Genomic DNA, 5,772 nt, shown 5'->3' with positions numbered 1-5,772 from the left:
CAGGGCACCCAGCTCGTCGCCGAACCGGTGCCCACCGGGCACCGGTACGCCCAGGCGGCGGTTCTATGAATGGCGGCGTAAAGCGTCTCCGCAGCTTAGGTGTCGGGTCTGCGCAGAGCCGGCCACGCCGGGGGCGCCCCGCGATCAGCAGCGAGGTGACGCATGAGCAAGGCATGGCAGGAAGACGTACTACCGGAAGGTAACCGCGGCCGGCGCCGTGGGAGCCTTAGGTGTGCCCTCTGCCGCCGTGGCCTGCATTTCCCCCCGGGCCACGGGCAGCCATTCTTACGGCCAGCAATCGAACGGCCAGAGCAGGGAGAACGGGAACTCCGAGTAGTAATGGACGGGCTGGGGCCAGAACCCGGCTGTATGAGCGTCGCAGACGCTCCCTGATCCGAGCGCGCCCAACGCCACCGAAGATCCCAGTGCACCCGAGACGGCCGCCCCGACGTCCGGGGATCCGGCCCGTGTGTTGCAGCGCGTCAACGGCAAGGTCGGGTGCTTCGCACGCCGGCATCCCGCCAGATACGGAAGCCCGTAGACGGTGGCCCAGGGTCCGAACTCGGAGGGCATCTCCCGTCACTGGCCACTGGACCGGAACCGCCAGATCACCCCCTCGAACTGTTCCCACAGTAGCTCGGGGTAAGAGGGTTCGTCCGAGACGACCCACGGCCGCGAGCATCTCTTCCCCAGGGCCACGATGAGAGCGTGCGGCGGTGGAAACGCGTGTGGGAGAAGGGTGGTGCTCACGCGTTGCGGCACGCCCGGGTCGAGGAGGTGCGGGCCGCGCGCTGGAGCGAGGCGCCCAGGCGCACGGACCTTGGTCCGTGCGCCTACACCTCAAGCCGGGCAGCTACGACACCACCGCCCTGATCGAGGTGTTCCGGTTCTTATGCCAACATTATTGACGATATCTGCGGCCGACAAGTCTCATGGGAGGACCGGGAGAGGCCGTGGCGATAAAGCCAGATTGAGTGCAGCCAATGAGGGACATCTATTTCTGCCGCTGCTTCGGTGGCCGGTGTCCCCCTCTTGGCGGCTATCCGGACACCGGACCGGACTGGATATGCCCATACATGCAAGGAAGCCCCAGGTGGCCACCACCCCTTGTCGCCATGGCGGAGAGTAGCCCAAGGAGCGCGTTTGATGAAGATGGCCCATTTTCTTACCGCTATGTTGGTCGTCGCCGCCCTGGCACTGGGCTGGCCTTCCGCCGGTCAAGCGGTTACTCCTGCAGCCAAAACACACGTCGTCACTGCCAGTACACCCATCGTCACGAATGGGGTGAACTATCCGGCCGTGGTGAGCCCTGCCCGGGCCAACGGGGACTGGCTGATGTTCCTGGGCGGCATTGCCTCTGATGTTCCGGCCGCACAGCGTAAGGGTCTGGCGCTGACTTATCCGATCAGTCAGGAGCAGATCTGGATGGCCCGTTCCACCAGCTCGCCGTCTCTGACGGCCTGGAGTACGCCCCGCTTCACGTTCGGTATCGATCCCTCCACCCGCGTGGCGGGGCATGATAATCGGACATACGCCGAGGTCTGGCCCCGGGCCTTCAGCCAAGGCTGCGACGCGCTACCGCGCCGGCAGTGCAACGTTCAGGTCAATGACCCGTCGGTAGTCCGCTATAACGGCGCCCTGTATCTCTACTTCACGATGCTGGAAAACTGGCGTTGGTATGACGGCAGCCTAGGTCAAATCGTCAACGGCCAGCCCACCAACCCGGCGGAGCAGAACGCGCAGGCCATCGGGCTGGCCGTCAGCACCAATGAGGGAGCGCACTGGGCATTCGTCGACAAGGTGGTTCCCGAGAATGGCGTGACCGATACTGCCGGTCAGCCCCTCGCGGGCGCATGGGCGCCCTCCGCGATGGTCGCCGGCGCTGACGGCGTGGACGTGTGGTTTCACGACGCGAAAGGTGCCCAGTACGCCGCGCAACTCGCACACGGGGCGACCCTGCGCCACGTGACGCGGCTCAATGTTGGCGACGCCACGACCCGACTCAACCTGGACGTGCGCCGCACCCCATCAGGGCAGTACGACGTCTGGTGGAATGATGCCCAGTTCAATATTCGTCGTGCCCTCGTCAACGCACCGACTAAGCTGGGTTCGGCGTCCGGCACAATCGTGGTTCCGTCAGACGACGGGCGTAACCGCTGGCCCACACCGCACACGGTGCTCGGCCCGGACGGGCACGTGCACTTGTTCTTCTGGCTGTTCGGGAACACCCGATTCGTCCACCACTGGGTGGTGAACTGAGCCCCAAGACCCGCAACTACCGGCGATAGCCAGATCATATGAGGGTTCTGGCGATCAGGTCGCGGGTGAATTCCTGCTCTTCATGCCAGCCCAGTAGGCGCCGAAGTCGCCGTTGCTGCGAGGGCACGGAGTTTCAGCACAGCCTCGGCGCCGGTTGTTCTTCAGGTAGCCGATCGCGCCGTCGATGCCCTTGCTCGAGCCGGGCCGCAGCCATGTTACTCATCACTTTTGTGGAGGAGAAGCCATGCCTAAAACCGCCGTTATCACCGGTGTCACCGGCCAGGACGGTTCGTACCTGGCAGAGTTTCTGTTGAACAAGGGCTATGAAGTGCACGGGCTGATCAGACGCTCATCGAGCTTCAACACCGAGCGCATAGACCACATCTACCAGGACCCACACACGCCCGGCCAGACGCTGCTGCTGCACCATGCTGACCTGTCGGATGGGGTCGCGCTGGTGAATCTGCTGCGCGATGTACAGCCCGACGAAGTCTACAACCTCGGCGCCCAGTCCCATGTCCGGGTCTCCTTCGATGCGCCGCTCTACACCGGTGATGTGACCGGCCTGGGCGCCGTGCGGCTTCTGGAGGCCATCCGCGCCAGCGGCATCCAGACCCGGCTGTACCAGGCATCGTCCTCGGAGATGTTCGGCGCCACCCCGCCGCCGCAGAACGAGCGGACGCCGTTCCACCCGCGCAGTCCGTACGGATGCGCCAAGGTCATGGCCTACTGGTCCACGGTTAACTACCGCGAGGCATACGGCCTGTTCGGGGTCAACGGCATCCTCTTCAACCATGAGAGCCCACGGCGCGGCGAGACCTTCGTGACCCGCAAGATCACCCGTGCGGTTGCCCGCATACAGGCGGGCCTGCAGGAGCACCTCTACCTCGGCAACCTCGACGCCGTCCGCGACTGGGGCTATGCGCCGGAGTACGTGGAGGCGATGTGGCGGATGCTGCAGCGTGACGAACCAGACGACTATGTCGTGGCGACAGGGGTGGCCGCGACCGTACGGGACTTCCTTGAGGCCGCATTCGCCACCGTCGGGCTCGACTGGCAGCGCAGTGTGCGCTTCGACCCGAAGTACGAACGTCCCAGCGAAGTGGACGCGCTGATAGGCGATCCGTCCAAGGCCAAGGGTCTGCTGGACTGGTCGGCGAAGGTGCAGTTCGACGAGCTGGCACAGATCATGGTCGAGTCGGACGTACGGCAGTTGGAGGACGAACTCTCGGGCCACCGGGTGCGGGTGGACCGATGACTGCTCCCGCCACCACGGCCCGCCGACTACGCGCATTCAGCGGCGGCGGCTACGACAAGGGCCGCGGGCTGCTGACGCAGGCCGCCTGGTTCGCCGTGCTCAACCACGTATTCGTCAAATGGTGGTGCCCGCCGCGGCTGCGGCCCCCGCTGCTGCGGGCCTTCGGCGCCCGCGTCGGCGACCACGTGCTCATCCGGCACCGCGTGCGGGTGCAGTGGCCGTGGAAGCTGACGATCGGCGACGACGTCTGGGTGGGCGAGGACGCCTGGCTGATCAATCTGGAGCCAATCAGCATCGCCAGTGACGTCTGTGTGTCTCAGGGAGCTGTGCTCTGCACCGGAAGCCACCAATGGCGCTCACTCTCCTTCGAGTTCGACAATGCTCCGATCCGGCTGGAGTCCGGGGCGTGGGTGGCCGCCCGCGCCATAGTGCTGCGCGGTGTCACCGTCGGTGCGGGCGCGGTGGTCGGGGCAGGCGCCGTCGCCCATCGGGACGTCGCCCCGGGGGCCGTGCTCACTACTGGAGGGAAGCTGTGAGGATCACCCATGTCGTCACGCTGGTGAGCGACGACGGCGCCTACGGCGGTCCGGTAAGCGTGGCGACCGGGCAGCTGGGCGAACTGGCTGCGCGGGGCCATGACGTCGAGCTGCTTTCGCTGTGGAAGGGGAAAGGCCCGCCCCCGCACGCCGTGGACGGAGTGCCGCTGCGTGCCTGGACGGCCCGCACTCTGGTACCGGGGCAGGGCTTCCTCGGCCTGTTCCACCCCGGGCTGCTGTGGCTGCTCTGGCGCCGAGCAGGCCGGGCCGACGTCCTGCATCTGCACGCCGGGCGCGATCTCGTCTCGCTGGCCGCGCTCGTAGTGGCCGTGGTACGCCGTCGGCCGTTCCTGGTTCAGACGCACGGCATGGTCCAGCCCCGCCGCACCGCCGTCGACCGAACCTTCGATCGGTTCTATGTACCGCTGCTGCGTCGGGCGGCTGCGGCCCTGGTCCTCACCGACGAGGAGGAAGCCGGGCTGCGGCGAGTGCTAAAGGGTGTCCACCCGATCACCAAGGCCACGCGTCGCGGACCGCGGCTGATCAGGCTCAACAACGGGGTACACGCCCGGACGGCAGGTGTGGAGCGGAACACGGCGGATGTGCTCTTCCTCGCCCGCCTGCAGGCCCGTAAGCGGCCCGAGGCGTTCATTCAGATGGCGGCGCTGGTGCACCGTAAACGGCCCGATGTGTCGTTCACCGTTTACGGTCCGGACGAGGGGCGGCTGCCCGAGGTCCGGCGACTGATCGCCGACGAGGGTCTGGGCAAGGTGGTGACGTACGCGGGTGCGCTGGACCATGAGGCGGCAGTGCAGCGGACCGCGCAGGCCACCGTGTACGTGTTGCCGAGCGTCGAGGAGCCATTCCCGATGAGTGTCCTGGAGTCACTGGCGGTGGGCACTCCAGTGGTGTGCACGGACAGTTGCGGAATCGCCGGCGTACTGCGGCAGCACGGGGCCGCCCTCGTAACCGACGGTTCGCCGGAGCAGATGGCCGAGGCCGTGCTGCTGCTGTTGGAGGACGCCCCTGTACGGAAGCGGGTGGTGCGTGCGGGCCGGGCGGCGGTCGAGGCGGAGTTCTCGCTCGCGGCGGTGGCCGACAGGCTGGAGCAGTTCTACCAGCCCCTCACGAGAGTCTGAGTGGGCGGCCGTGGCCCCCGGCACACCTCGGATTGATAGGAGGCCTTGAAAATTACGGTTAATCAAACCGTCCATCTTCTTATCCGTAGATGAGGGGATCTAGGTTGAATGGTGAGGCAACGACGATGCCCAGCGCAGCGGTGCGCTTCCGTTTCGGGAGCGCGCAGACCGACCGCGAGTTGTTTGAGGCGAGGCAACATATGGACACTCCGACTAGCAAGTCTGCCGACGAGTCCACCCGGAGCGGTGGGCATCCGGCTTCGAACGGAGTACGCGGCCAAGAGCCGACGACCGAAGAATATGCCTTCGGAGGTCATCGAGAGCGCTTCACGCGTCCAACTGCACGCCAGGGGCGCTGGACTGTACCGCCCAGCGCCGCCGCAACGTTCGTCCCTAAGAAGACATACAAAGCCCCGGAGACTTTGCACGGGGCGTCCGCAGCTGCTTCTGTACCTCCGGACGCGGTCCTCGTCCAGCGAACCATAGCGGAGATCGCCCCGGTCGCCGACGAGGTGATCTCCTACTTTTATGCCCTGCTCTTCAGCCGACACCCCGGAGTGCGGGCAATGTTCCCCCCGGC

At 66.2% G+C, this 5,772-nt stretch carries 4 protein-coding genes and 1 pseudogene; 4 read left to right on the top strand and 1 reads right to left on the bottom strand.

Annotation, left to right across the window (positions count from 1 at the left end; translation table 11 throughout):
* Nucleotides 1-506: 506 nt before the first annotated feature.
* Nucleotides 507-645: pseudogene (locus tag ABZ070_RS34900) on the bottom strand (transposase); the annotation flags it as partial.
* Between the two features lie 501 nt (nucleotides 646-1,146).
* On the opposite strand from ABZ070_RS34900, the gene ABZ070_RS34895 reads away from it, so the two are divergent.
* From ABZ070_RS34895 to ABZ070_RS34880, 4 genes are all read left to right on the top strand, one after another.
* A complete protein-coding gene (locus ABZ070_RS34895) occupies nucleotides 1,147-2,259 on the top strand; it encodes a hypothetical protein (protein WP_356639928.1) in 1,113 nt (370 codons plus the stop codon).
* A gap of 244 nt (nucleotides 2,260-2,503) precedes the next feature.
* Nucleotides 2,504-3,517: a GDP-mannose 4,6-dehydratase gene (gene gmd, locus ABZ070_RS34890; protein ID WP_356639926.1), complete on the top strand. Its 1,014-nt coding sequence runs from the start codon at nucleotides 2,504-2,506 to the stop codon at nucleotides 3,515-3,517.
* Nucleotides 3,514-4,053: a putative colanic acid biosynthesis acetyltransferase gene (locus tag ABZ070_RS34885; protein WP_356639924.1), complete on the top strand. Its 540-nt coding sequence runs from the start codon at nucleotides 3,514-3,516 to the stop codon at nucleotides 4,051-4,053. Before gmd ends, ABZ070_RS34885 begins: the two co-directional genes overlap by 4 nt.
* Nucleotides 4,050-5,192: a glycosyltransferase gene (locus ABZ070_RS34880; RefSeq protein WP_356639922.1), complete on the top strand. Its 1,143-nt coding sequence runs from the start codon at nucleotides 4,050-4,052 to the stop codon at nucleotides 5,190-5,192. Before ABZ070_RS34885 ends, ABZ070_RS34880 begins: the two co-directional genes overlap by 4 nt.
* Nucleotides 5,193-5,772 lie beyond the last annotated feature (580 nt).

The sequence above is a fragment of the Streptomyces sp. NPDC006283 genome, assembly GCF_040613325.1.
In the GTDB taxonomy this organism is placed as follows: Bacteria; Actinomycetota; Actinomycetes; order Streptomycetales; family Streptomycetaceae; genus Streptomyces.
Note: the sequence above shows the minus strand (reverse complement) of the source record. Positions and strands in the feature narration are given on the sequence as shown.